The organism is Pseudomonas extremorientalis (assembly GCF_001870465.1).
Lineage (GTDB): Bacteria > Pseudomonadota > Gammaproteobacteria > Pseudomonadales > Pseudomonadaceae > Aquipseudomonas > Aquipseudomonas extremorientalis.
The window spans coordinates 127,814-152,473 of the sequence record NZ_MDGK01000037.1; the positions used below are offsets into that span (position 1 = coordinate 127,814).

The 24,660-nt window shown below is 61.3% G+C and carries 21 protein-coding genes; 11 read left to right on the forward strand and 10 right to left on the reverse strand.

The annotated features are described in order from the left end of the window. Nucleotides 1-8: 8 nt before the first annotated feature. The 5 genes from etfA to BFN10_RS14770 all read right to left on the reverse strand — a co-directional run bounded on the left by etfA (nucleotide 9) and on the right by BFN10_RS14770 (nucleotide 7,003). Nucleotides 9-1,229: an electron transfer flavoprotein subunit alpha gene (gene etfA / locus BFN10_RS14750; RefSeq protein WP_071490297.1), complete on the reverse strand. Its 1,221-nt coding sequence runs from the start codon at nucleotides 1,227-1,229 to the stop codon at nucleotides 9-11. Next, nucleotides 1,229-3,172, reverse strand: a complete 1,944-nt coding sequence (gene dgcB / locus BFN10_RS14755; RefSeq protein WP_071490298.1) for a dimethylglycine demethylation protein DgcB — start codon at nucleotides 3,170-3,172, stop codon at nucleotides 1,229-1,231. The genes etfA and dgcB overlap by 1 nt, the downstream gene beginning before the upstream one ends. A gap of 171 nt (nucleotides 3,173-3,343) precedes the next feature. Further along, the gene (gene dgcA / locus BFN10_RS14760) at nucleotides 3,344-5,404 is read right to left on the reverse strand and encodes a dimethylglycine demethylation protein DgcA (protein ID WP_071490299.1); all 2,061 of its coding nucleotides are present in this window, start codon (nucleotides 5,402-5,404) and stop codon (nucleotides 3,344-3,346) included. Between the two features lie 15 nt (nucleotides 5,405-5,419). Continuing rightward, complete coding sequence (locus BFN10_RS14765) at nucleotides 5,420-5,950, reverse strand: DUF5943 domain-containing protein (protein WP_071490300.1); 531 nt, start codon at nucleotides 5,948-5,950, stop codon at nucleotides 5,420-5,422. Nucleotides 5,951-6,025: 75 nt separating this feature from the next. Further along, nucleotides 6,026-7,003: a dipeptidase gene (locus tag BFN10_RS14770; RefSeq protein WP_010207105.1), complete on the reverse strand. Its 978-nt coding sequence runs from the start codon at nucleotides 7,001-7,003 to the stop codon at nucleotides 6,026-6,028. Between the two features lie 219 nt (nucleotides 7,004-7,222). On the opposite strand from BFN10_RS14770, the gene BFN10_RS14775 reads away from it, so the two are divergent. Then, nucleotides 7,223-7,624 carry a lysozyme inhibitor LprI family protein gene (locus BFN10_RS14775; protein WP_071490301.1) on the forward strand — a complete coding sequence of 134 codons (402 nt, stop codon included), beginning with the start codon at nucleotides 7,223-7,225 and terminating at the stop codon, nucleotides 7,622-7,624. 41 nt (nucleotides 7,625-7,665) lie between these two features. Further along, a complete protein-coding gene (locus BFN10_RS14780) occupies nucleotides 7,666-8,082 on the forward strand; it encodes a DUF3010 family protein (protein ID WP_058426637.1) in 417 nt (138 codons plus the stop codon). A 109-nt stretch (nucleotides 8,083-8,191) separates the two neighbouring features. Here the strand turns inward: BFN10_RS14780 and BFN10_RS14785 are convergent, their stop codons facing one another. Then, nucleotides 8,192-9,358 (reverse strand): AAA family ATPase, encoded by a 1,167-nt coding sequence (locus tag BFN10_RS14785; protein ID WP_071490302.1) that lies wholly within the window; start codon nucleotides 9,356-9,358, stop codon nucleotides 8,192-8,194. Nucleotides 9,359-9,426: 68 nt separating this feature from the next. Continuing rightward, a complete protein-coding gene (locus tag BFN10_RS14790) occupies nucleotides 9,427-10,371 on the reverse strand; it encodes a GlxA family transcriptional regulator (protein ID WP_071490303.1) in 945 nt (314 codons plus the stop codon). 193 nt (nucleotides 10,372-10,564) lie between these two features. Between BFN10_RS14790 and BFN10_RS14795 the strand changes: the two genes are divergently transcribed. The 6 genes from BFN10_RS14795 to BFN10_RS14820 all read left to right on the forward strand — a co-directional run bounded on the left by BFN10_RS14795 (nucleotide 10,565) and on the right by BFN10_RS14820 (nucleotide 15,778). Continuing rightward, entirely contained in the window at nucleotides 10,565-11,509 is a 945-nt protein-coding gene (locus tag BFN10_RS14795; RefSeq protein WP_071490304.1) for a choline ABC transporter substrate-binding protein, read from the forward strand. A 78-nt stretch (nucleotides 11,510-11,587) separates the two neighbouring features. Then, complete coding sequence (cdhC, locus tag BFN10_RS14800; RefSeq protein ID WP_071490305.1) at nucleotides 11,588-12,475, forward strand: 3-dehydrocarnitine:acetyl-CoA trimethylamine transferase CdhC; 888 nt, start codon at nucleotides 11,588-11,590, stop codon at nucleotides 12,473-12,475. Between the two features lie 125 nt (nucleotides 12,476-12,600). Beyond that, nucleotides 12,601-13,566 (forward strand): L-carnitine dehydrogenase, encoded by a 966-nt coding sequence (locus BFN10_RS14805; protein WP_071490306.1) that lies wholly within the window; start codon nucleotides 12,601-12,603, stop codon nucleotides 13,564-13,566. A 13-nt stretch (nucleotides 13,567-13,579) separates the two neighbouring features. Further along, nucleotides 13,580-14,059 carry a thioesterase family protein gene (locus tag BFN10_RS14810; protein ID WP_071490307.1) on the forward strand — a complete coding sequence of 160 codons (480 nt, stop codon included), beginning with the start codon at nucleotides 13,580-13,582 and terminating at the stop codon, nucleotides 14,057-14,059. Between the two features lie 9 nt (nucleotides 14,060-14,068). Beyond that, a complete protein-coding gene (locus tag BFN10_RS14815; RefSeq protein ID WP_071490308.1) occupies nucleotides 14,069-15,229 on the forward strand; it encodes a gamma-butyrobetaine dioxygenase in 1,161 nt (386 codons plus the stop codon). 285 nt (nucleotides 15,230-15,514) lie between these two features. Next, a complete protein-coding gene (locus BFN10_RS14820) occupies nucleotides 15,515-15,778 on the forward strand; it encodes a hypothetical protein (RefSeq protein WP_010207120.1) in 264 nt (87 codons plus the stop codon). 95 nt (nucleotides 15,779-15,873) lie between these two features. On the opposite strand, the gene gbdR is transcribed toward BFN10_RS14820, so the two are convergent. Both gbdR and BFN10_RS14830 read right to left on the reverse strand, forming a co-directional pair. Continuing rightward, nucleotides 15,874-16,977, reverse strand: a complete 1,104-nt coding sequence (gene gbdR / locus BFN10_RS14825; RefSeq protein WP_005792167.1) for a choline metabolism transcriptional regulator GbdR — start codon at nucleotides 16,975-16,977, stop codon at nucleotides 15,874-15,876. Between the two features lie 507 nt (nucleotides 16,978-17,484). Continuing rightward, nucleotides 17,485-18,861: an L-serine ammonia-lyase gene (locus BFN10_RS14830; protein ID WP_071490309.1), complete on the reverse strand. Its 1,377-nt coding sequence runs from the start codon at nucleotides 18,859-18,861 to the stop codon at nucleotides 17,485-17,487. Nucleotides 18,862-19,276: 415 nt separating this feature from the next. Here BFN10_RS14830 and BFN10_RS14835 point away from each other — a divergent pair, with 415 nt between their 5' ends. The 3 genes from BFN10_RS14835 (at nucleotide 19,277) to choV (ending at nucleotide 22,314) form a co-directional block, all read left to right on the forward strand. Further along, complete coding sequence (locus BFN10_RS14835) at nucleotides 19,277-20,224, forward strand: choline ABC transporter substrate-binding protein (RefSeq protein ID WP_071490310.1); 948 nt, start codon at nucleotides 19,277-19,279, stop codon at nucleotides 20,222-20,224. 69 nt (nucleotides 20,225-20,293) lie between these two features. Further along, nucleotides 20,294-21,139 (forward strand): choline ABC transporter permease subunit, encoded by an 846-nt coding sequence (gene choW / locus BFN10_RS14840; RefSeq protein WP_016972877.1) that lies wholly within the window; start codon nucleotides 20,294-20,296, stop codon nucleotides 21,137-21,139. Further along, nucleotides 21,136-22,314, forward strand: coding sequence for a choline ABC transporter ATP-binding protein (gene choV / locus BFN10_RS14845; protein WP_058426626.1), 1,179 nt, complete (start codon nucleotides 21,136-21,138; stop codon nucleotides 22,312-22,314). Before choW ends, choV begins: the two co-directional genes overlap by 4 nt. A gap of 61 nt (nucleotides 22,315-22,375) precedes the next feature. On the opposite strand, the gene BFN10_RS14850 is transcribed toward choV, so the two are convergent. Then, nucleotides 22,376-24,310, reverse strand: coding sequence for a BCCT family transporter (locus BFN10_RS14850; protein ID WP_231999537.1), 1,935 nt, complete (start codon nucleotides 24,308-24,310; stop codon nucleotides 22,376-22,378). Nucleotides 24,311-24,660 lie beyond the last annotated feature (350 nt).

The following is a 24,660-nucleotide window of genomic DNA, read 5'->3' on the forward strand; positions in this document are numbered from 1 at the left end:
TCGTATCCTCATGCTGCATCGCGCTTGGCGCCGTTGCGGTAGGCCTCGACCGCCGCGATCAAGGCTTGCAGTATTGCGGCGCTTTCGCCGATCACCGACAGGTCGGCCCGCTTGATCATGTCGCAGCCCGGGTCGAGGTTGATCGCCACCACTTTGTCGCAGGCGCCGATACCTTGCAGGTGCTGGATCGCCCCGGAAATACCCACGGCCACGTAGACCCGCGCCGTGACCCAGGTGCCGCTGGCACCGACCTGGCGATCACGCGCCATGAAGCCATCGTCCACCGCCACCCGCGAGGCGCCTTCGGTGGCGCCCAGGGCGGCGGCGGTCTGGTGGAACAGCGCCCAATCCTTCACGCCGTTGCCGCCGGAGAAAATGAATTCCGCTTCGGCCATGGGAATCGCCGCCGGGTCCACCGCCACCGCGCCGAGGTCTTCGATGCGTGGCAGGCTGCGCGCCAGGGCTGTGGATAACTCCACTGGCAGCACTTCGTGACGGGTTTCGCTGACCGGATCGGCACATTCGGCAGCCGCCAGGACCAGGCGCGGCAGTGGTCGGGCCAAGTCTTCCTGGCCGGCACCGGCGCGGCCGATGCACTCGTCGCCCTTGATCTGCCACACCCGCGTGGCCGGGCGCTCCTTGAGGCTGGCGGCAAAGCGCCGACCCAACTCGCCACCGCCGCTGCGGCTGTCCGGCAGCAGCCAGTGTCGCGGGTTGAACTGGTTATCCACAGCCCGCAGGCCCTGGACGCGTTGCTCCGGTGAATAACCGTCGAATGCGTGGCCTTCCAGCACCAGCAAACGGTCGACACCCGCCGTGGCAAACGCACTTTCCTTGTGATCACCAAACACCACCGCCAGCACCGCGCCGTCGCTGCCGGCCAGTTGTCGCGCCAGGCCAAGCAGGTCGCGATCGTGGCTGCTCAAGCGGCCGCCAACCATGTCCGGTACCACGTTGATGTAGAACGCGGGGGCGGCAATCTGATGCAGCGGCAATTGCACTTCTACCGCCGCCGTACGCTTGGCCGAGCCGCCCTGCTGCGCGCCGCTGCGGTCAATACGCTTGATGCCATTGGGGCCGATAAAACCGACGCCGTGCACGTTCTTGCGGATGACGCCATTGGGCCCCATCCAACTGTGCTGCACCGGTTGCATCGCCGCATGCAGCGGGTGCAGGCGGTTGCGGGCGATCCACTCGGCCCGTGGGTCGCGGCGGATAATGTCGCTCATCAGTGCACCTCCGCAGGTTCACGCTTCAATGGGGCTTTGGCAGGCGCGGCGTCTTCGAGCAGCGCGTCGGCCACCAGCTCGGCGATGTCCTTGATCAAGGGTCTTGGTTCTACAACGCCCTCAAGCATCGCCGTGCACTGTGGACAACCCACCGCCACCAGCTCGGCACCGGTTTCGCGGATGTCTTCCATGCGCATGTCCGGGATACGTTGCTTACCGGGGATGTCAGTGATTGGCGCACCGCCGCCGCCACCGCAGCAGCGTGAACGGAACCCCGAGCGTTGCATTTCCTTGACCTCAATCCCCAATGCACGCAGCACTTGGCGCGGCGCCTCGTACTCGCCGTTGTAGCGGCCGAGATAACAAGGGTCGTGATAGGTCACGCTGTTGCCTTTGTGCTGGCCCAGGTTCAGCGCTCCCTCACCGATCAACTCGGCCATGAAGGTGCTGTGATGCTGTACCCGGTAGTTGCCGTTGAAAGCGCCGTATTCATTTTTCAGCACATGGAAACTGTGGGGGTCGCAGGTGACGATCCGCTTGAAGCTGTACTTGGCCAGGGTCTGGATATTGCGCGAAGCCAGCAGCTGGAAGGTCGCTTCATCACCCAGGCGCCGGGCGACATCACCGCTGTCGCGTTCTTCCAGGCCGAGCACGGCGAAGTCGACCTTGGCCGCTTTCAGCACTTTGACGAAGGCACGCAAAGTCCGTTGGTTACGCATGTCGAAGGCACCGTCGCCGACCCAGAACAGCACCTCGGCACTGCCTTTTTCGCTGAGCAGCGGCAGGTTCAGGTCCGCCGCCCAGTTCAGGCGACCGCCCGGTGCGAAACCACCGGGGTTGTCGGTGGCGATCAGGTTTTCCAGTACTTCGGCACCCTTGTTCGGCGTGGCGCCTTTTTCCAACGTGAGGTGGCGACGCATGTCGACGATGGCGTCCACGTGCTCGATCATCATCGGGCACTCTTCCACGCAGGCACGGCAGGTGGTGCACGACCACAGGGTCTCGGCGTCGACCAGGCCGTTGACGATCGGCTGGTGCGGGTTGCCGCTGTGCTCGCCCACCGCTTTGCCCGGATACGGGCTGCCGGCGAACTTGGCATCGGTGCCGCCGGCCAGGCCGACGACCATGTCCTGGATCAGCTTTTTCGGGTTCAGCGGCTGGCCGGCGGCGAACGCCGGGCACGCGGCTTCACACTTGCCGCACTGCACGCAGGCGTCGAAACCGAGCAGTTGGTTCCAGGTGAAATCCTTGGGTTTCTCCACACCCAGGGGCGCAGTCTTGTCACTGAGGTCCAGCGGTTTCAAACCGGTGGAACGGCCACCGCCAAAACGCTCGGCGCGGCGGTGCCAGGCCAGGTGCAGGGCACCGGCGAAGGCGTGTTTCATCGGGCCGCCCCAGGTCATGCCGAAGAACATCTCGGACACGCCCCACAACACACCGACGCTGAGCAATGCGGCGAGCAGCCAGCCGCCGAAGTCCGCCGGCAGGATCCCGGCCACCGGCAGCGTCACCAGGAAGAAGCTCACCGAGAACGCCATCAGGCTTTTCGGCAGGCGCATCCACGGGCCTTTCGACAGGCGCGACGGCGGGTTGCGCCGACGCAGATAGACGAAGGTGGCCCCGACAAACATCAGCACCGAGGCCAACAGTAAGGCGTAGCCGAGGATACGGCTTTGCAGGCCGAAACCGTGGACCAGGATCGCCAGCAAGGCCGACAGCACGAAGCCCAACGCGGTGGCGACGTGGGTATTGGCGATGTATTTATCGCGGGCGACCACGTGGTGCAGGTCGACCATGTAGCGCTTGGGCATGGCCAGCAGGCCGCCCAGCAGGTCGACTTTGGACGCGCGGCCACGGCGCCACATGTTCACCCGGCGCAGGGCGCCGAGGACGGCGAGGCCCAGGGCGGTAAACAAGAGAATAGGCAGCAAGGTGTTCAACATGGTGAAGCTCCCACAGACCGCACAGGTCTACTGTGAAACTGGCGCTGAATGTGGGAGGGGGCTTGCCCCCGATAGCAGTGGGTCAGCTACAGCTGTATCAACTGACACTCCGCCATCGGGGGCAAGCCCCCTCCCACATTTGGACCGAGTACACATTGGTTCAAGGCTGGCTCAGAAATCCTTGCACAGGCGCAGAGCGTCATAGATCGCAGCGTGGGTATTACGCTGCGCTACACAGTCACCGATGCGGAACAGCAAGTACCCATCACCCGTCTCGCTCAGGCACGGCTGCGGCTTGATCGCGAACAAGGCTTCGACGTCGATCTGGCCCTTGTTGCGCGAGCCTTCCTTGAGCGCGTAGTAGATGGCTTCGTCCGGCCGCACGCCGTTCTCTACCACTACCTGGTCGACCACCCGCTCCTCTTTGGCGCCGGTGTATTCGTTCTCCAGCACCGCCACCAGCTTGTCGCCCTCGCGGTAGACCTTTTCCAGCATCATGTCGCCGGTCATGATCACTTCCTTGGGGTACATGCTGCGGTAGTAGGTCGGGAACGACGTACCGCCGATGGCCACGCCCGGCTTGATGTCGTCGGTGACGATCTCGACCTGGCTGCCTTTGTCCGCGAGGAAATCCGCCACCGACATGCCGGTGAATTCGCAGATGGTGTCGTACACCAGCACGTTCTTGCCCGGTGCTACCTTGCCGTCGAGCACATCCCAACTGCTCACCACCAAACCTTCGGCGGCGCCCCAGTGTTCGTTCTGCTCCACATTCGGATGCCCGCCCACCGCCAGCACCACCACGTCCGGACGCAGGTCCAGGATGGTGTCGGCATCCGCCGCCACGCCAAGGCGCAGGTCGACTTTCAAACGTGCCAGCTCCAGTTGGAACCAGCGGGTGATACCCGCAATCTGGTCACGCTGCGGAGCTTTCGAAGCGGTGGTGATCTGCCCACCGATAAATTCTTTCTTCTCCAGCAGCGTCACATCATGGCCACGTTCGGCGGCCACGCGTGCAGCTTCCATCCCGGCCGGGCCGGCACCCACCACCACCACTTTGCGTTTCGGCCCGGTGGACTTCTCGATGATATGCGGCACGCCCATGTATTCACGGGACGTCGCGGCGTTCTGGATGCACAACACATCCAGGCCCTGGTACTGGCGGTCGATGCAATAGTTGGCGCCGACGCACTGCTTGATCTGGTCGATCTGGCCCATCTTGATCTTGGCGATCAGGTGCGGGTCGGCAATGTGCGCGCGGGTCATGCCGACCATGTCCACATAACCGCCTTCCAGGATGCGCGTGGCCTGGTTCGGGTCCTTTATGTTCTGCGCGTGCAGCACCGGGACCTTGACCACTTCCTTGATACCGGCGGCCAGGTGCAAAAACGGCTCCGGTGGATAACTCATATTGGGGATAACGTTGGCCAGGGTGTTGTGGGTATCGCAACCCGAACCCACCACGCCGATGAAATCGAGCATGCCGGTGTCGTCGTAATACTTGGCGATTTGCTTCATGTCCTCGTGAGACAAACCATCCGGGTGGAACTCGTCACCGCACAGGCGCATGCCCACGCAGAAGTCATCACCCACCTCGGCACGCACGGCCTTCAGCACTTCCAGGCCGAACTTCATGCGCCCTTCAAACGTGCCGCCCCACTCGTCGGTCCGCTTGTTGACCCGCGGGCTCCAGAACTGGTCGATCATGTGCTGGTGCACAGCGGACAGTTCCACGCCGTCCAGGCCACCGGCCTTGGCCCGGCGCGCGGCCTGGGCGTAGTTGCCGATCACGCGCCAGATTTCTTCCGGCTCGATAGTCTTGCAGGTGGCGCGGTGCACCGGCTCACGCACGCCAGACGGCGACATCAGCGTCGGCCAGTTGAAGCCGTCCCAACGCGAGCGGCGGCCCATGTGGGTAATCTGGATCATGATCTTGGCGCCATGCTTGTGCATGGCGTCGGCCAGGTTCTGGAAGTGCGGGATGATGCGGTCGGTGGACAGGTTCACCGAGCTCCACCATTCCTGCGGGCTGTCGATGGCCACCACCGAGGAACCGCCGCAGATTGCCAGGCCGATACCGCCCTTGGCTTTTTCTTCGTAATACTTCACATAGCGGTCAGTGGTCATCCCGCCATCGGTGGCATACACCTCGGCGTGGGCGGTACTGAGCACGCGGTTGCGGATGGTCAGCTTGCCGATCTGGATCGGCTGGAACATTGCTTCGAAAGCCATGGCACGGTCCTCGGCTTACAACGGCTTGACGGTGAACAGGCCGTCATCGTGGCCCTCTTCGGAGCCTCCGTAGACTTGTTCGGCCACAGTGCGAACCTTGCTGCCTCGGGCCTCAAGAATCTGGTCCATGGCACCGGCAAACCAGCCGGTGAACATGTAGTCGACCTTGCGCCCGACCTTGCCGTACACGTAGACAAACGCCGAGTGTTCGAGCTTGACGCTGGCGGTGCCTTTGTCGAGGTCGATGTCCTGGATCTTGAACAGGCCCCAGCCGCGTTGCGACAGGCGCTTCATGTAATGCTCGAACACCGCGACGCCTTCCAGGCCGTGGCATTCGGCTTCTTTCTCGCACCAGTGCCAGGCGGATTTGTAGCCGGCCTTGTAGAGGATCTCGGCATAGGCCTCGGCGCCCAGCACTTCTTCGATGCCCATGTGGTTGTTGACGAAAAAATGGCGTGGCACGTACAGCATCGGCAGGGCGTCGGAGGTCCAGACACCGGTTTCGCTGTCGACTTCGATAGGCAATTGCGGGGCGATCTTGGCCATGGAAACTTAACTCCAGAAAATTCTTGTGTAGTGCCCCGGCGCGGATGGCCGGGGAGAGAATGCGTTAGCGGTGGCTTATTCGCCCCAGACGTCCTTGAGGACGTTGACCCAGTTCTCGCCCATGATCTTGCGTACCACGCGCTCAGGGTGGCCGCGCTTGAGCAGGGTCTCGGTGAGGTTGGGGAACTCGCCCACGGTGCGGATGCCCAGCGGGTTGATGATCTTGCCGAAGCTGGTCAGGCGGCGGGCGTAGCCCTTGTCATGGGTCAGCATTTCGAAGAAATCCTGGCCATGGCCCTGGGTGAAGTCGGTACCAATGCCGATGGCGTCTTCACCGACGATGTTCATGGTGTATTCGATGGCTTCGGCGTAGTCGTCGATGGTCGAATCGATGCCCTTCGCCAGGAACGGCGCGAACATGGTCACACCGACAAACCCCCCGTGGTCGGCGATGAACTTCAGCTCTTCATCAGACTTGTTGCGCGGGTGTTCTTTAAGGCCCGACGGCAGGCAGTGGGAGTAGCACACCGGCTTTTTCGATTCGAGGATGACTTCTTCGGACGTCTTGGAGCCCACGTGGGACAGGTCGCACATGATGCCGACACGGTTCATCTCGGCGACGATCTCGCGACCGAAGCCCGACAGGCCGCCGTCGCGCTCGTAGCAACCGGTGCCGACCAGGTTCTGGGTGTTGTAGCACATCTGCACCACACCGACGCCGAGCTGCTTGAAGATCTCGACGTAGCCGAGTTGGTCTTCGAAGGCATGGGCGTTCTGGAAGCCGAAGATGATGCCGGTCTTGCCCTGTTCCTTGGCTTTGCGGATGTCCGCAGTGGTTTTCACCGGGATCACTAGGTCGCTGTTCTCACGGATCAGGGTCTGGCTGGCCACGATATTGTTGATGGTGGCCTGGAACCCTTCCCACACCGACACCGTGCAGTTGGCGGCGGTGAGCCCCCCTTTGCGCATGTCCTCGAACAGGTCGCGGTTCCACTTGGCAATAATCAGCCCGTCGATAACGATGCTGTCGGCGTGCAATTCGGCTGGGCTCATCAGGCGTCCCCTTATTGGCGATTCATGCGCCGAATCGTCTGCCGGCGCTTTGGGGCCAGCATATGCCCAGGGGCCGACAGAGCCGGGTGCAAAAACGACAGGGGAATTGCCGAAAGCGTCAATCCGCGACAAAGGCTACCAAGAGAGGTCTGACTCGCGGCTGTTCTTTGTCTTACGCTTGAGCCAGAATTCGGGCATCAACTGATATGAGACGGCGCAATGAAATCGATTTTCCTGGCTTTGGCACTCATCGCAACCGGCGTTCACGCGGCTGAAGACACCGACAGCACGCCGTGCGACGGCATCGAAAACGACAAGCAAACCCTGGAATGCGCCACCTATAACAAAACCACTGCTGAACAGCTGCTCAAGGATAACTACCAGGGCCTGCTCGAACGCATGGCGTCGACCTACGGCAGCGACAAAACCAAGCTGGCGGACATTACCGCTCGTCTGAAGGATGCCCAGCAAAAGTGGGAAAAATTGCGTGACGCTGATTGCGCGGTGGACACCTTTCCGGCGTTGACCGGCACCAAGGCCTACGCGATCGCACAGAACGACTGCCTGGCGCGGATGAGTGATGAGCGGTCGGAGTTTTTGGAGTCGATTGGGCAGGAATAAGCGAAAATCTCCGCCACTTTTACTCTGAACCAAGGCTATTCATGAAGACTTGCGGCATCGAAATCAAAGGCAGCGAAGCCATCATCGCCGTCGCCTCCCTGGACAATCAGGCACTTGCCCACGTCACCCTGGCGACCAAGAAAATTGCCCTGGAAGACGATGACGAGGCCGCCAACGTCAAAGCCTTCGCCGCACAGGTAAAGGCATTTGTGCAGGAAAACGCCATCGAGCGTATCGCGATCAAGAAGCGCAGCAAGAAAGGCGAGTTCGCCGGTGGCCCGACCACGTTCAAGATTGAAGGGGTGTTCCAGCTGCTGGACGGGGTTGAGGTGACCTTGCTGTCGCCGCAGACCCTTAATGCGCAGAACAAGAAGCACAACTTCGAACTGCCGGCGACGCTGAACAAATACCAGCATGAAGCGTACAAAGCAGCGTGTTCGGCGCTGCTGAAGAAATAGGCTACATCATTAATCTACTGTGGGAGGGGGCTTGCCCCCGATAGCGGTGGGTCAGCCGAAGTTGTATCAACTGACAGCCTGTCATCGGGGGCAAGCCCCCTCCCACATGTCAGCGCTTGTTGCGCAGCCAGTCGCCGAAGGTTTTGTCCTCCAGGGCATACCCTCCCCGGCTCGACTTCCACACCAGTTCCTTGTCGCGCAGGGCATCGATACAGGCCTGAATCGTCTGGGTGCCCGGCACCACGTCGCTGCCCATGTCCTCCAGCGCCTTGCTGACCGCCGTTACGGTGCTGTCGGTGAACGGCGCGAAGGGTTCGTTGTTTTGCGAGCGCTCCACCATCACTTGCAGTACGGCGCGCTGGGGGATGGTGAGGTTGTTCCAGGCGCTTTCGAATTCGGTCCACACACCGGCACGCAGCAGTTCGGCACGACTGTGCAGCAACTGGCCGAGGTTGCTGGCTTCGCCCAACTCCAGCGCCACTTCACCGATGATCGTGCGCAACATCTCGGGGCGCCGGCCTACCAGCTCAAAGGCTTCATCAATATCGGCGGCGTTGAATTGGTTGGTCTTGGCCAGGTGCGCGTTGAGGTGCGCGGTGTAGGCCTGGGTGAACTCTTTACCCAGCAGCGGGAACGGCGTGATGCTGGAGCCGAAGAACGGCTGGCTTTTACCCAGTACCAAGTGAGCCAGCTTGTCGCGATTGGAGCCGGTGAATACCAGATGCAAACCGCTGCCGTCCTCGTCACGGCCTTGGTTGAGCTGATCCCGGGCAGCCTTGAGCGCGAACATCGCATTGATGCCTGAATCGCTGGTCAAAGCGTGCTGAGCCTCGTCAATCACCAGGACGACAGGTTTTTCCGCTGCGCGGTGGAGCAACTCCAAGGCCTGGGTCAACGTCGCGCCAACCGGCAATTGAGGCTTGCTGAAGTCCCAGGACAGGGTACGCAGAAAGCTCAGTTTCTCGATTCCAATGTGCTTGGCCAGCTTGCGAATGCCCTTTTCATAGGGCACCAGCGCGGCAGCAATAGCACTGGCAATCAACTCCGCGGGATCTTTCTCTTTGTCGGCCCACAGATCGACATACACGGTAAGCCAACCCCGAAGCTGGCACTCCGGGATCAGATCCTCACGCAAAAAAGTACTTTTGCCCGTACGACGCGGCGCCGCGAGAAACAGGCCAGAGGTGAAATCCTGAATGCCGGCGCCCACTAGGCCGTCAGCAATACTGCTGGCCAGGGTGGGGCGGCGGAATACAAAGCCGCTGTGCTTGGACATGGTTTTATACTCAATTATGGAAAGGACTATAAATTATAGTCGCGAGTATAATTGACTATAATTGGCCATTACACCACCTCCCGTCGCCGATCCTCCCTCGGACACTTCGCAAACCGCGCCCGATAACTGCGGGTGAAGTACGACGGCGACTCGAACCCGCACGCAATACCTACCTCCAACACGCTCATACCGCTTTGGCGTAAGAGCTGTCGGGCTTTTTCCAGGCGCAGGCCTAAGTAGAAATTGCTCGGGGTGTCGTTCAGGTGCAGGCGGAACAGCCGCTCCAACTGGCGCCGGGTGACTTTGATCGCCTCGGCCAGGGCCAAGGTGCTCAGCGGCGGCTCGGTGTGTTGCTCCATTTCGCCGATCACCTGCACCAGTTTCTTGTTGTTGATGCCGTAGCGCGTGGCGATCTGCATGCGCTGGTGGTCTTTGCGTGGGCGGATGCGGCCGAGCACGAATTGTTCGGAGACCTGGATCGCCAGTTCGGGGCCGTGGGCCTGGGCAATCAAGTCGAGCATCAGGTCGATGGAAGCGGTGCCGCCAGCGCAGGTGATGCGGCGGCGGTCGATTTCGAACAGTTCCTGGGTGACCGTCAGGTGCGGATAGGATTCCTTGAACGCGTCGATGGCTTCCCAGTGCAGGGTGAGGCGGTGGCCGTCGAGCAGCCCGGCTTCGGCGAGCACGCAAGCGCCGGTGTCGATGGCGCCGAGGGTCACGCCATCGTGGTCAAGGCGCCGTAGCCAGTGCTCCAGCGCAGGCGTGGCGAACTGCAGCGGCTCGAAGCCCGCCACCACCAATAACGTCGCGCCCTTTTTCAACGGTTCCAGCGCGGCGTCAGCGTTGACCGACATGCCATTGCTCGCCAATACCGCGCCGCCATCGGCACTCAATACATGCCAGCGGTACAGCTCGCCACGAAAGCGGTTGGCCACCCGCAGCGGTTCCAGCGCAGAGATAAAGCCGATGGCCGAGAAGCCCGGCATCAGCAGAAAGTAGAAATCCTGGGACATGGTGCGCTCTCGTAGGACGGACAGCGTGCTCACTGTGATACGCCAGTTCAACGAGCCATTCAAGAGCACAGGTCGCTGCAGTGCAAGAGCTGGTCGCCGCCGTGCGTTTTGTCGGCCCTCAAGCTGCGTAATTTGATCCCACGGCGCACAAAGACGCCGGACCCCACAATAACGACCTGCCGAGGGATCCACCATGAACCGACTGATCAGCCGCTGCGTGCTCGCACTCAGCGCCAGCGCCATCTTGAGCACGAACGTACTGGCTGCCGACGCGGCATCCTGCCAGAACGTGCGCATGGGCGTGGTGAACTGGACCGACGTAATCGCCACCAGCGCCATGACCCAAGTGTTGCTCGACGGCCTCGGCTACAAGACCAAACAGACCAGCGCCTCCCAGCAAATCATCTTCGCCGGTATCCGCGACCAGCGCCTGGACCTGTTCCTGGGCTACTGGAACCCACTGATGACCCAGACCATCACGCCGTTCGTCGACGCCAAGCAAGTCAAGGTGCTCGACAAGCCCAGCCTGGAAGACGCCCGTGCCACCCTCGCCGTGCCTACCTACCTGGCAGACAAAGGCCTGAAAACCTTTGCCGACATCGCCAGGTTCGAGAAAGAACTGGGCGGCAAGATCTACGGCATCGAGCCAGGCTCGGGCGCCAACACCCAGATCAAGGCGATGATCGCCAAGAACCAGTTCGGCCTGGGCAAATTCCAGCTGGTCGAGTCCAGTGAAGCCGGCATGCTCGCCGCCGTCGACCGCGCCGTGCGCCGCAAGGAAGCCGTAGTGTTCTTCGGCTGGGCGCCGCACCCGATGAACGTCAACGTCGCCATGACCTACCTCACCGGCAGCGACGACGCCCTGGGGCCGAACGAAGGCATGGCCACCGTGTGGAGCGTCACCGCACCGAACTACGCCGAACAATGCCCCAACGTGCACAAACTGCTGACCAACCTGACCTTCACCGCCGCCGACGAGAGCCGGATGATGCAGCCGCTGCTGGATCACAAAGACCCTATCGAGTCCGCCAAGCAATGGCTCAAGGATCACCCGCAAGACCAGGCCCGCTGGCTGGAAGGTGTGACCACCTTCGACGGCAAACCGGCGGCGGCCAACCTGCAATTGACCAGCAAATAACCTGATTCGAATCACCGTGTCGCAGCCACTCCCGGCTGCGCACGGCCCCCCTACGCCCGCTTGTAAGGAACCTGCCTCATGAACCACGACGTCATCATCACCTGCGCACTCACCGGTGCTGGCGACACGACCAGCAAAAGCCCACACGTGCCGGTCACCCCCAAACAAATCGCCGCCGCCGCCGTGGAAGCCGCCAAAGCGGGCGCGACCGTTGTGCACTGCCACGTGCGCGACCCGCACACCGGCAAGTTCAGCCGTGACGTGGCGCTGTATCGCGAAGTGATGGAGCGCATCCGCGAGGCCGACATCGACATCATCGTCAACCTCACTGCCGGCATGGGCGGCGACCTGGAGATCGGTGGCGGCGAGAACCCGATGGAATTCGGCCCCAACACCGACCTGGTCGGCCCGCTGACCCGCCTGGCCCACGTCGAAGAACTGCTGCCGGAAATCTGCACCCTGGACTGCGGCACCCTGAACTTCGGCGATGGCGACACCATTTACGTGTCCACCCCGGCCCAACTGCGGGCGGGTGCCAAACGCATCCAGGAGCTGGGCGTAAAGGCCGAGCTGGAGATCTTCGACACCGGTCACCTGTGGTTCGCCAAACAGATGATCAAGGAAGGCCTGCTCGACAACCCGCTGTTCCAGCTGTGCCTGGGCATCCCGTGGGGCGCACCGGCCGACACTACCACCATGAAAGCCATGGTCGACAACCTGCCCGCCGACGCCGTGTGGGCCGGCTTTGGGATTGGCCGCATGCAAATGCCGATGGCGGCGCAAGCGGTGCTGCTGGGCGGCAACGTGCGGGTCGGTCTGGAAGACAACCTGTGGCTGGACAAGGGTGTGCTTGCGACCAACGGCCAGTTGGTGGAACGGGCGAGCGAAATCCTCAGCCGCCTGGGTGCACGGGTCATGACCCCGGCCGAAGGCCGCGTGAAGATGGGCCTCACCAAACGCCGCTGATCAAAACGTGGGAGGGGGCTTGCCCCCGATGGCGGAGGATCAGCACCAGCTGTATCGACTGACACACCGCTATCGGGGGCAAGCCCCCTCCCACAGGGGATTACCAACCTCTTTAGGAATTTGCCATGAGCTTTATCACCGAAATCAAAACCTTCGCCGCCCTCGGCAGCGGTGTCATCGGCAGCGGCTGGGTGTCCCGCGCCCTGGCCCATGGCCTGGATGTGGTCGCCTGGGACCCGGCACCCGGTGCCGAAGCTGCGCTGCGCAAGCGCGTCGCCAACGCCTGGGGCGCCCTGGAGAAACAAGGGCTGGCGCCGGGTGCGTCGCAAGAGCGCCTGCGCTTCGTCGCGACCATCGAAGAGTGCGTGAAAGACGCCGACTTCATCCAGGAAAGCGCCCCGGAACGCCTGGAGCTGAAGCTGGACCTGCACAGCAAGATCAGTGCGGCAGCCAAGCCGAATGCGTTGATCGGTTCAAGCACCTCGGGCCTGTTGCCGAGTGAGTTCTACGAAGGTTCGACCCACCCGGAACGCTGTGTGGTCGGCCACCCGTTCAACCCGGTTTACCTGTTGCCGCTGGTGGAAGTCGTTGGCGGCAAGAACACCGCGCCAGAAGCCATCCAGGCCGCGATCAAGGTGTATGAATCCCTCGGCATGCGCCCGCTGCATGTGCGCAAGGAAGTCCCGGGGTTCATCGCCGATCGCCTGCTCGAAGCGTTGTGGCGTGAAGCACTGCACCTGGTCAATGATGGCGTGGCGACCACCGGCGAGATCGATGACGCAATCCGTTTTGGCGCCGGCCTGCGCTGGTCGTTCATGGGCACGTTCCTCACCTACACCCTGGCGGGCGGCGATGCCGGCATGCGGCACTTCATGGCGCAGTTCGGCCCGGCACTGCAATTGCCGTGGACCTACCTGCCGGCGCCGGAACTGACCGACAAGCTGATCGACGACGTGGTCGACGGCACCAGCGACCAGTTGGGCAAGCACAGCATTTCAGCGCTGGAGCGCTATCGTGATGATTGCCTGCTGGCGGTGCTGGAAGCGGTGAAAACCACCAAGGCCAGGCACGGCATGACCTTCGCAGAATAACGGAACCCCTGACATGCCCGCACTCACCACTTACACCACCCAGGTCCACCCCGACTGGGTGGACTACAACGGCCATCTGCGCGACGCGTTCTACCTGCTGATCTTCAGCTACGCCACCGACGCGCTGATGGACATCCTCGGGCTGGACAGTGAAAACCGCGAAGCCAGCGGCCATTCGCTATTCACCCTGGAGCTGCACCTGAACTACCTGCACGAAGTGAAACTCGGCGCCGACGTGGAGGTGCATACCCAACTGATCGCCCATGACGCCAAGCGCCTGCACCTCTATCACAGCCTACACTTGGTGGGGGATGAGAAGGAACTGGCGGGCAACGAACAGATGCTGTTGCACGTTGACCTAGCCGGCCCGCATGCCGCGCCGTTCACCGATGCCACGTTGGAAAGACTCACTGCCATCAGCGCCCAGCAGGCTGACCTGCCTCGCCCCGCCCTGCTCGGCCGAGTAATTGGACTGCCACCCAAAAAACCATAAGGAGACACCATGCAAACCGCTGCCGCTGTTGCCGATTTCCGTACCTACCCGAAGATCTGCGACCTTGCGCAGGTGCGGGTGCTAAATGATCAGATTCGTGTGCAATGGGCCGATGGGCGGGTCAGCCCGTTTCATCATCAGTGGCTGCGGGACAACTGCCCCTGCGCGGAATGCGTGTACAGCGTGACCCGCGAGCAGGTGCTGGAGATTGTCGATGTGGACGAGCACCTCAGCGCTGTCGACGCACGCATCGATCAAGGCTTGTTGAGCGTGCAATGGAGCGGCGGCCACCGCAGCCAGTACGACCCCGGCTGGCTGCGGGCGCATGCCTACGACGATGAGTCCCGCGCCGAACGCTGGGCGGCGAAGCCCAAACCCCAGCTGTGGGACAGCCGCTTCCAACTGCCGGTGTTCGACTATTCAGCGGTCATGCAAGACCCCCACGCATTGTTGCAGTGGCTGCTGGCGCTACGTGACTGCGGCCTCACGCAAATCCGCGGCGTGCCCACCGAGCCCGGCGCCCTGGCGCTGGTCGCCAAGCGCATTTCATTCATCCGCGAGAGCAACTTCGGCGTGCTGTTCAACGTGCAATCCAAGGCCGATGCCGACAGCAATGCCTACACCGCCTTCAACCTGCCGTTGCACAGTGATTTGCCCACGCGGGAGCTGCAACCGGGCCTGCAGTTTTTGCATTGCCTGGTGAACGATGCCGACGGTGGCGAAAGTATTTTTGTCGATGGGTTTGCCATCGCCTGCGCCCTGCGTACCGAAGACCCCGAAGCGTTCCTGGCGCTGTGCGAAATCCCGGTGGAGTTTCGCAACAAGGACCGTCACAGCGACTACCGCCAGTTGGCGCCGATCATTGCGCTGGATGCCTTGGGCGATATCGCGGAGATCCGCATGGCCAACTTTCTACGCGGGCCATTTGATACCAGTGAGGACCAGATGCCGTTGCTGTATCGCGCCTATCGGCGCTTTATCGCGATGACGCGGGAAGATCGCTTTCGTGTGGTGCAGCGCCTGAACCCCGGTGAGCTGTGGTGCTTCGATAACCGCCGCACGTTGCATGCGCGTCACGCTTTTGACCCGGCTTCCGGGGCTCGGCATTTTCAAGGGTGTTATATCGATAGGGATGAGTTGCTCTCGCGCATTTTGGTGTTGCAACGGTAGACCGTGGCGCGCCTTTCGCGAGCAAGCCCGCCCCCACAAAAAAACCCCGATCCAGCCGTGACTGGATCGAGGCAGAGGGCCTTGTGTGAGCGTGACATCTCGAGGGTGACCAAACCTTCAAGCTGTTTGCTGATAGTCAGTGTGCCCATTACCGCCTTCGTTAAATGGCCCGAAAACGACATGCTCATAGCCATCTGAGGCATTCGTGCAATCTGCGCTTGCCGCCCCCTTGGGTGGCTACCAGAATCCCAGTCAGACCCCGTTCACCTCACCAGGATAAACGTCATGATGCACGCGGATTTGATTGACCAGGATGACCTGCTGGGCCAACTGCGCTCGCTGGGTTTCGAAGTGTCCAGCGGCGCCACTGCCGAGCAGGCCTGCGAGTGCGCGGTACGCGGCTTGAGCGAGGCACGGGCCAAGGCGCTCAAGGGCATGGTGGAGCAGATGTACACCGGCAGTGCGACGATTCTGCCGGCCGTGCGTCAGGCAATCGACAAGCAGTTGTTGCCGGCACTGGTGCAGTTCAAGCAGAACTCTGGCGCCTGATAGATTGCTATCGGGGGCAAGCCCCCTTCCACCTTTGACTGTGTTCACCCATCCAAATATGGGAGGGGGCTTGCCCCCGATGCAGACACCTCGGTCTAGAGCCTTACACTGGCAAACGTCGACTCATTGCGCGCCTGACTCAACGCCGACATCGGCCCCGACAACGGCGACAACACCAGCGCCTGTGGAATTGGCATCATCGCCACCTGTTGGGTGGTGTTGGAGCCGACGCGCTCATCCCGTGGCGGAATGCCGAAATATTCGCGGTAGCACTTGGAGAAGTGTGGCGTGGACACAAACCCGCACACCGACGCCACTTCGATGATCGACATCGGCGTTTGCTTGAGCAACTGCCGTGCACGGATCAGGCGCAGCTTGAGGTAGTAACGCGACGGCGAGCAATGCAGGTACTTCTGGAACAACCGCTCCAACTGGCGACGTGAGACGGCGACGTATACCGCCAGTTCATCCAGGTCGATCGGTTCTTCCAGATTGGCTTCCATCAGCGCGACGATTTCCTGAAGCTTCGGCTGGTTGGTGCCGAGCATGTGCTTGAGCGGCACGCGCTGGTGGTCTTGCTCGTTGCGGATGCGTTCGTACACAAACATCTCGGAGATGGCGGCCGACAGTTCGCGACCGTGATCTCGGCTGATCAGGTGCAGCATCATGTCCAGCGGCGCAGTGCCGCCCGAGCTGGTGAAGCGGTTGCGGTCGAGGGTAAACAGGCGTGTGCTCATGGCCACGCGGGGGAAGGCTTCCTGCATCGAAGCCAGGCATTCCCAATGCACACTGCAATCAAAACCATCGAGCAGACCGGCGCAAGCCAAGGCCCAACTGCCGGTGCATACCGCGCCCAAGCGGCGCGATTGGCGTGCCTGGCTTTGCAGCCACGACACATGTTCACGGGTCACGGTACGCTGGATACCCACCCCCCCGCACACGATCACGGTGTCCAGGGCGGGCGCTTTGTGCATGGAAGCATCGGGAGTGATTTGCAGACCGTCGCTGGCCCACACCTGGTTTCCATCGACGCTCAAGGTCGTCCAGCGATACAGCTCGCGGCCGGAGAGCTGGTTGGCCATGCGCAGCGGTTCGACTGCGGAGGCCAGGGAAATCAGCGTGAAATTGTCCAGCAGCAAAAAGCCGATGGATTGAGGCGCACGGTTCTGGGGTTGGGCCCCGGAGTTGAACGACGTCATCGCGGTATCTCCTCACACAAAGCGGGTGATGGCCTCAGGCGAGGCTCTTGTTATTGCGCTCTTCATCCGGCGAGGAGAGAGGCTTTGAATTGATAGAGCAAATGCCATGCCTAAATTTGAATGGCCGTCCAATAACTCCTAAAAACGACCTCATGACGCGTCTAAATAAGCCCGCGCCGCACGTACGGTTATGGCTGGAATTGGCCGTAGGAACACGCCCGGGCAAGGTGTGTGAGCAGATCGGTAGCACTTGTGGGAAGGCGCTTTGCGGGTGTGGGAGAAGTCTGTCACCCAAAGCGCGGGAGGTCAGTGGTCAGGTCGAAAATCGTTCGCAAGCTACTTATCTATTTGCGACGCGCTAAAAGGTGGCGCTTTTGGTTGGGGTGTTCACTTTTTGCGCAGCGGCGCCTGGATGATTGCTATCGGGGGCGAGCCCCCTCCCACCTTTGACTGTGTTCACCAATCCAAATGTGGGAGGGGGCTTGCCCCGATGCAGGCAACGCGGTCTCAGCACTCCACCGCGCTGACCGCCAACCCACCGCGCGATGTCTCTTTGTACTTGTCATGCATGTCCGCCCCGGTATCGCGCATGGTGCGGATCACCCGGTCCAGAGAGATAAAGTGCTGGCCGTCGCCGCGCAGCGCCATTTGCGCCGCGTTGATCGCCTTCACCGCCGCGATTGCGTTGCGCTCGATGCACGGCACCTGCACCAAGCCGCCCACCGGGTCGCAGGTCAGCCCCAGGTTGTGTTCCAGGCCGATTTCGGCAGCATTGCACAGTTGCTCCGGCGTGGCGCCGAGGATCTCGGCCAGCCCGGCGGCGGCCATGGCGCAGGCAGAGCCCACTTCGCCCTGGCAGCCGACTTCGGCGCCGGAGATCGAGGCGTTCTTCTTGCACAGAATGCCCACCGCCGCCGCACCGAGCAGGTAGTCGACCACATTGGCCTCGGTGACTTCTTCGCTGAATTTCATGAAGTAATGCAGCACCGCCGGGATGATCCCGGCAGCGCCGTTGGTGGGCGCCGTGACCATGCGTCCACCGGCGGCGTTTTCTTCGTTCACCGCCAGGGCGAACAGGTTGACCCATTCCATGGCACTCAGGGTCGAACCAATCACATTTGGCTTGTTCAACTCCTGCAGGCTGCGGTGCAACTTGGCGGCACGCCGGCGCACGTTGAGGCCGCCGGGCAGGATGCCTTCGTGCTTGAGACCCTGTTCCACGCAATCCTGCATGGCGCGCCAGAGTTTCATCAGGCCGCTGCGGATTTCATCTTCAGAGCGCCAGACCTTCTCGTTGGCCATCATCAACTCGGCCACGCGCAGGTTGTGGGTCTTGCACAGCTGCAACAGCTCCACCGCGCTGGAAAAGTCGTAAGGCAATTCGGTGCGGTCCATATCGGCCACGCCGCTTTGCGCCTGGGCTTCATCCACCACAAAACCGCCACCCACCGAATAGTAGGTGTCGCGGTGCAGCTCGCCATTGTCACCCGACACCACCAGGGTCATGGCGTTGGGATGGAACGGCAGGTTTTCGTCGAGCAGGCGCATGTCCCGGGCCCAGACAAAGGGCACCGGCAAGCGCCCGTCGAGCAGCAGGGTGTCGGTCTCGCGCAGGGTGTGGATGCGTTGGCCGATCTGCGAAGGGTCGATGGCGTCCGGCCATTCGCCCATCAGGCCCATGATGGTCGCGGTGTCGCTGCCATGGCCGATGCCGGTGGCCGACAGCGAGCCATACAGCTGAACTTCGACGCGCCGCACTTGTTCCAACAGATCACGTTCACGCAACCCTTGAACGAACAACGCCGCGGCGCGCATGGGGCCGACGGTATGAGAACTCGAAGGCCCGATGCCGATCTTGAACAGGTCGAAAACACTGATAGCCATTAACGTGGAACTCCGCAGGTGAACAGGCCGGACACCAACGAGCTGCTACGCTCAGATCGCCCAGATGGCGGCATCATCAAGCTTTTACTTGCCGTCACGGCGTCTCACACCGACGCACCCATGCTCACCAGCGTCGCGCCTGTGCGATCACCGGTTTTGGCCGTTTTTAGCGGTGCAGATGGGCAAAAACTGCAGTTTTGCCTTGGGAAAAACCTGTAAGCGACGTCACCGACACTGGATACGACCCTCCCTGTACTGGATACGACGCCCCCTGTAGGCGTCAGATTTTCACTGGTACATGATCAGTCTCGACTCGTTTGCAAGGCACCGTGCCAGAGCTGTTGTCGCACGCTCCAACCGCAACACTTATAAAGCGCGGCGAACGCCGCCAGAAAAAACACAGGAGTCTAGCCCCATGAAAGCTTCACCCTCGTTGTTGTTGGCCGCCATGCTGAGTCTGCCAGTCGTGGCGCACGCTGCAGAACCGGCACAATGCCAGACCGTCAACTTCTCCGATGTCGGCTGGACCGATATCACCGTCACCACCGCCACCACCAGCGAAATCCTCAAGGGCTTGGGCTACAAGCCACGCACCACGATGATTTCGGTACCCGTGACCTACAAGTCCCTGGCCGACGGCAAGAACATGGACATCTTCCTCGGCAACTGGATGCCGACCATGGAAAACGACATCAAGCAGTACCGCGATGCCGGCACCGTGGAAACCGTGCGCGCCAACCTGGAGAACGCCAAGTACACCCTGGCGGTCCCAGAAGCGCTGTACAACAAAGGCCTGAAGGACTTCGCCGATATCGCCAAATTCAAGGATGAGCTGGGCGGCAAGATCTACGGCATCGAGCCGGGCAACGACGGCAACCGCACCATCCAGACGCTGATCGACAAAGACGCCTTCGGCCTGAAAACCGCCGGTTTCAAAGTCGTCGAGTCCAGCGAAGCCGGCATGCTCTCCCAGGTCGAACGCGCCACCAAGCGCGACCAGGCCATCGTGTTCCTCGGCTGGGAACCGCACCCGATGAACACCCGCTTCAAGATGAAGTACCTGACGGGGGGTGATGATTCCTTCGGCCCCAACTACGGCCAGGCCACCATCTACACCAACACCCGCAAGGGCTACACCCAGGAATGCAGCAACGTGGGTCAGTTGCTGAAGAACCTGGTGTTCACCCTCAACATGGAAAGCACCCTGATGGGTAATGTCCTGGACGACAAGATGAAACCCGACGCCGCGGCGAAAGCCTGGCTGAAGAAGAACCCTCAAGTACTCGACACCTGGCTCGCCGGTGTCACCACCGTTGATGGCAAACCTGGCCTGGAGGCCGTGAAAGCTTACCTCTCCAAGTAATGCCGCTGACCCCGGGGCGGTGCGCTGCCCCGGGATGTTTTCCCTCTTCGCATGTGGACATTCACTACCATGCTGACTGAACAGAAAATCCCACTAGGCCAGTACATCGCTGCCTTCGTCGAATGGTTGACCCAACACGGCGCCAACTATTTCGACGCGATCGCATCGACACTGGAAACGATGATCCACGGCGTGACGTTTGCGCTGACCTGGTTCAATCCGCTGGCATTGATCGGTCTGATTGCGCTGCTGGCTCACTTTATCCAACGTAAATGGGGACTGACTGTTTTTGTCATCGCCTCCTTCCTGCTGATCCTCAACCTGGGTTACTGGCAGGAAACCATGGAGACCCTGGCGCAGGTGCTGTTCGCCACCCTGGTCTGCGTGGTCATCGGTGTGCCGCTGGGCATTGTTGCCGCGCACAAACCGTTGTTCTACACCATGATGCGGCCGGTGCTCGATCTGATGCAGACCGTACCGACCTTCGTCTACCTCATCCCTACCCTGACCCTCTTCGGGCTGGGTGTGGTGCCCGGGCTGATTTCCACGGTGGTGTTCGCGATTGCCGCGCCGATCCGCCTGACCTACCTGGGTATCCGTGATGTACCGCAAGAGTTGATGGACGCCGGCAAGGCCTTTGGCTGCTCGCGCCGTCAGTTGCTCTCGCGCATTGAACTGCCCCACGCCATGCCGAGCATTGCCGCCGGCATTACCCAATGCATCATGCTGTCGTTGTCGATGGTAGTGATCGCGGCCCTGGTGGGCGCCGACGGCCTCGGCAAGCCGGTGGTCAACGCGCTCAACACCGCTGACATCGCCCTGGGCTTTGAAGCGGGCCTGGCGATCGTCCTGCTGGCCATCATGCTCGACCGCATCTGCAAACAACCCGACGCCAAAGTAGGGGGTGATGCATGAGCATTATCCGATTCGACAAAGTCGACGTGATCTTCTCCAAAGACCCACGCGAAGCGCTCAAGCTGCTGGACCAGGGCATGAGCCGTAACGAGATCCTGAAAAAGACCGGGCAGATTGTCGGCGTGGAAAAAGCCAGCCTGGATATCGAGAAAGGTGAGATCTGCGTGCTGATGGGCCTGTCGGGCTCCGGCAAATCGAGCCTGCTGCGCTGCATCAACGGTCTCAACACCGTGAGCCGTGGCCAGCTGTTCGTGGAGCATGAAGGTCGCCAGATCGACATCGCGTCCTGCACGCCCGCCGAGCTGAAAATGATGCGCACCAAGCGCATCGCCATGGTGTTCCAGAAGTTCGCCCTGATGCCTTGGCTGACGGTGCGCGAAAACATCAGCTTCGGCCTGGAGATGCAGGGCCGCCCAGAGAAAGACCGGCGCAAGCTGGTGGATGAAAAGCTTGAACTGGTGGGCCTGACCCAGTGGCGCAACAAGAAGCCGGACGAACTCTCCGGCGGCATGCAGCAGCGCGTCGGCCTGGCTCGAGCGTTGGCGATGGACGCCGATATCCTGCTGATGGACGAACCCTTCTCCGCCCTCGACCCGCTGATCCGGCAAGGCCTGCAGGACGAGTTGCTGGAACTGCAACGCAAGCTGAGCAAAACCATCGTGTTCGTGAGCCACGACCTCGACGAAGCGCTCAAGCTGGGCAGCCGTATCGCAATCATGAAAGACGGCAAGATCATCCAGTACAGCGTGCCGGAAGAGATCGTGCTGAACCCGGCGGACGACTATGTGCGTACCTTCGTCGCCCACACCAACCCGCTGAACGTGCTGTGCGGTCGCAGCCTGATGCGCACCCTGGACAACTGCAAGCGCGTGAACGGTTCGGTATGCCTGGATCCGGGCGGCGACTCGTGGCTGGACCTGGCCGAAGGCAACACCATCAAGGGCGCCCGCCAGAACGGCGCGGTGATGAACCTGCAGAACTGGGCGCCGGGGCAAGCGGTGGAAGGTTTGGGTCGGTTGCCGACACTGGTGGACTCGAACATCGGCATGCGCGATGCGTTGCAGATTCGTTATCACACCGGCAACAAGCTGGTGTTGCATGACAACAACCAGGTGGTGGGGATTCTGGGAGACAGTGAGCTGTACCACGCCCTCTTGGGCAAGAACCTGGGCTAACACTGCACATCTCACTGTGCAAACAGGTGGTGTCAGTGAAGACACCACCCGTCTTCAACTATCAGCTATAGACCCGGCCAAGGAGTTGCCGATGGCTTTCAAACTGATCGAGCACATCCCGGGTGATCTGTTCCTGGGTGAAGCCCATCAGGTCGTATTCCTGAGGTCCGTTGTGCAGGTATACCTCGGCACGGTAGTAGCGAGTGCGCTCTTCCTCGGGCAGGTCGCTCGGCGCCGACGAGTAGGCATCCAGGCTCACTTCATAGACAAACGGGTTGCCCTCTTCCATCTCGATGCGCACACCGATGCAACGCTTGGACTTACCGAGCAGGGTCTGCACTTCCAAGCCCTGATTACGCAACGCCGTCGCCGCCTCTTCCAACGCCGGCGTCACATGCTTGTCCATGAAACGCTGCACGGTGCCTTGGCTCGGTTGCAGGTCCAGCGCCGTCAGACGCTCGCTGAAACCACGGCGACCACGCTCGGCCAATTGCGCCTGCTCCTGTTCGATGGCCACGTCCTGGCGCATCGCCTTGTGCAAGCCGAACATAAAGAAGATCAGCACCACCGAGAACGGCAGCCCCGCCAGCACCACCATGGTTTGCATGGCTTCGAAGTTGCCGGCAAACAGCAGGCCGATAGTCACCAGGGTGATCACCGCCGACCAGAAGATCCGCAGCCAGTGCGGCGCATCTTCATCCACGTTGCCACCTTTGCACGACAGGTTGGCCATCATCACCGCGCCGGAATCCGCCGGGGTCAGGAACAGCACGAAGCCTACGAAGATCGACACGCCGATAACAATTTTCGACGCAGGGTAATGCTCCAGCAACTGGTAGATGGCCATGGAAGGCTGCTCCAGCGCCGTCTTGCCCAACTCCACCGCACCATGGTTCAGCACCAGGTCCAGGGCCGAGTTACCGAAGATCGACAGCCACGCCAGGGTAAAGCCCAGCGGAATCAGCAGCACGCCGGCCACCAGTTCACGCACCGTGCGACCACGGGAAATCCGCGCGATGAACATGCCCACGAAGGGCGCCCAGGAAATCCACCACGCCCAATAGAACAGGGTCCACAGGCCCATCCAGCGTTCGGTCTTGTCGGCGTCGCCTTCGTACACGTAGAGGTCGAAGGTTTTCAGGATGATGCCGTTGAGGTAGTCCCCGGTGTTCTGCACCAGGCCGTTGAGCAAATGCAGGGTCGGGCCGAACAACAGCACAAAGATCAACAGGCCGCTGAACAGCACGATGTTGAGGTTGGACAGGCGGCGGATGCCGTTCTCCACGCCCGACACGGCAGCAATGGTCGCCACGGTGCTCATCACGATGATCACGATCAACAGGTTGGTGTTGCTGTGCTGCATGCCGAACAGGTTTTCCAACCCGGACGACACCTGCATCGAACCAATCCCCAGGTTCGTCACCAGGCCCAGCAGGGTCACGAACATGCCGAAACCGTCCACCGCGTGGCCGGCCGCGCCTTTCACCCAACGTTCGCCCACCAGCGGGTACAGCGCCGAACGCAGGGCCAGCGGCTGGTTATGGCGATACGCGAAGTACGCCACGGCCAGGCCGACCAGGGCATAGATCGCCCAGCCATGCAGACCCCAATGCAGGAAGGTCAGTTGCAGCGCCTGGCGTGCGGCGCCATTGCTGGCGGCTGCGCCTTCGGGCGGGTTGAAGTAATGGTCCAGCGGCTCCGAGGCGCCAAAGTACAGCAGCGAGATGCCGATGCCCGAGGAGAACAACATGCCGGCCCAGGCGCCGTAGCTGAAGTCCGGGGTGTCGTCCTTGCTGCCCAGTTTCAACTTGCCGTAGGACGAAAACGCCAGGCCCACCACAAACACCAGGTAGGCGGCGATGACCACCATGTAGTACCAGCCGAAGCTTTTCGAAAGCCACGCCTGGGCAACACCGAGCATGCGCCCGGCCTCCTGCGGGGCGATGATCAGAATGGCAGTCAACAACAGAATCAGCGCGGTGGAGGTGTAGAACACCCAACCGTTGACCCGCACCTTTTCCGGTGGGGTTTTTATAAGAGAGGCAGAACTCATGGCGCAGATGCTCCGGGCAGTGCGAGAGAGAAACACAAGGCAACGGTTATCCCGGGACATCGATTTTTCGGCAGTCGACGGACGGGTGTTATAAAGACACCCCTTAAATCCCTGTCCCCCACGGGCGCAGTGCCCAGGGACGTTTCAGGGGTTTAACCAGGTGCCGGATGTCGCGCCTGCAGGTGGGAAATACCTGTAGGACGCGACCATTTGTCGCAGATCTTATTCTTTGTTGATTGAACGTTCAATCAAAACAAAATAGACTGGCCATCAAGCCGACGGACGTTTATCGC

Excerpts from the sequence above, each read along its gene's own strand:
- choW (WP_016972877.1), top strand. The coding sequence starts at position 20,294 with ATGCTGACTGAACAGAAAATCCCACTAGGCCAGTACATCGCTGCCTTC.
- gbdR (WP_005792167.1), bottom strand. The coding sequence starts at position 16,977 with ATGACGTCGTTCAACTCCGGGGCCCAACCCCAGAACCGTGCGCCTCAA.
- BFN10_RS14775 (WP_071490301.1), top strand. The coding sequence starts at position 7,223 with ATGAAATCGATTTTCCTGGCTTTGGCACTCATCGCAACCGGCGTTCAC.
- BFN10_RS14835 (WP_071490310.1), top strand. The coding sequence starts at position 19,277 with ATGAAAGCTTCACCCTCGTTGTTGTTGGCCGCCATGCTGAGTCTGCCA.
- etfA (WP_071490297.1), bottom strand. The coding sequence starts at position 1,229 with ATGAGCGACATTATCCGCCGCGACCCACGGGCCGAGTGGATCGCCCGC.
- dgcA (WP_071490299.1), bottom strand. The coding sequence starts at position 5,404 with ATGGCTTTCGAAGCAATGTTCCAGCCGATCCAGATCGGCAAGCTGACC.
- BFN10_RS14770 (WP_010207105.1), bottom strand. The coding sequence starts at position 7,003 with ATGAGCCCAGCCGAATTGCACGCCGACAGCATCGTTATCGACGGGCTG.
- BFN10_RS14785 (WP_071490302.1), bottom strand. The coding sequence starts at position 9,358 with ATGTCCAAGCACAGCGGCTTTGTATTCCGCCGCCCCACCCTGGCCAGC.
- BFN10_RS14820 (WP_010207120.1), top strand. The coding sequence starts at position 15,515 with ATGATGCACGCGGATTTGATTGACCAGGATGACCTGCTGGGCCAACTG.
- BFN10_RS14815 (WP_071490308.1), top strand. The coding sequence starts at position 14,069 with ATGCAAACCGCTGCCGCTGTTGCCGATTTCCGTACCTACCCGAAGATC.
- BFN10_RS14765 (WP_071490300.1), bottom strand. The coding sequence starts at position 5,950 with ATGGCCAAGATCGCCCCGCAATTGCCTATCGAAGTCGACAGCGAAACC.
- BFN10_RS14780 (WP_058426637.1), top strand. The coding sequence starts at position 7,666 with ATGAAGACTTGCGGCATCGAAATCAAAGGCAGCGAAGCCATCATCGCC.
- BFN10_RS14810 (WP_071490307.1), top strand. The coding sequence starts at position 13,580 with ATGCCCGCACTCACCACTTACACCACCCAGGTCCACCCCGACTGGGTG.
- cdhC (WP_071490305.1), top strand. The coding sequence starts at position 11,588 with ATGAACCACGACGTCATCATCACCTGCGCACTCACCGGTGCTGGCGAC.
- dgcB (WP_071490298.1), bottom strand. The coding sequence starts at position 3,172 with ATGTTGAACACCTTGCTGCCTATTCTCTTGTTTACCGCCCTGGGCCTC.
- BFN10_RS14790 (WP_071490303.1), bottom strand. The coding sequence starts at position 10,371 with ATGTCCCAGGATTTCTACTTTCTGCTGATGCCGGGCTTCTCGGCCATC.
- BFN10_RS14805 (WP_071490306.1), top strand. The coding sequence starts at position 12,601 with ATGAGCTTTATCACCGAAATCAAAACCTTCGCCGCCCTCGGCAGCGGT.
- choV (WP_058426626.1), top strand. The coding sequence starts at position 21,136 with ATGAGCATTATCCGATTCGACAAAGTCGACGTGATCTTCTCCAAAGAC.
- BFN10_RS14795 (WP_071490304.1), top strand. The coding sequence starts at position 10,565 with ATGAACCGACTGATCAGCCGCTGCGTGCTCGCACTCAGCGCCAGCGCC.
- BFN10_RS14830 (WP_071490309.1), bottom strand. The coding sequence starts at position 18,861 with ATGGCTATCAGTGTTTTCGACCTGTTCAAGATCGGCATCGGGCCTTCG.